Annotated in this window: 1 protein-coding gene; it reads right to left on the reverse strand. The window is 50.7% G+C overall.

The window, feature by feature from the left end:
- A partial coding sequence (locus FN960_RS23940; protein WP_185971143.1) for an MFS transporter occupies positions 1-280 on the reverse strand: 280 nt, incomplete at both ends.

The raw sequence follows: 280 nt of genomic DNA on the forward strand, positions 1-280 counted from the left end.
GCGCAGCGAGGAGCAGATTGGTGTAGTAGTAAATTTTGACGGTATCGAAACGCCGCGTTAACGGGCTGACAATCACCGAGCCGATAATGGAGGCGAAGGTGACCATGGTGAAGAACAGCGACGTGTAGCCCGTACTGCCTTGTAAGACGTAGGTAATGAAGTACATATACCAACCGCCGCGAATATTAAAGACGTTAATCAGCAGGAAAGACCTAACCAGCATCAGCAGCAGTTGGTCGTTGTTCCGCAGCCCGGCAAGATGTTCGCGCAGGGTAAATTT

The sequence above is a fragment of the Alkalicoccobacillus porphyridii genome (assembly GCF_007293315.1).
GTDB classification, from domain to species: domain Bacteria; phylum Bacillota; class Bacilli; order Bacillales; family Bacillaceae_D; genus Alkalicoccobacillus; species Alkalicoccobacillus porphyridii.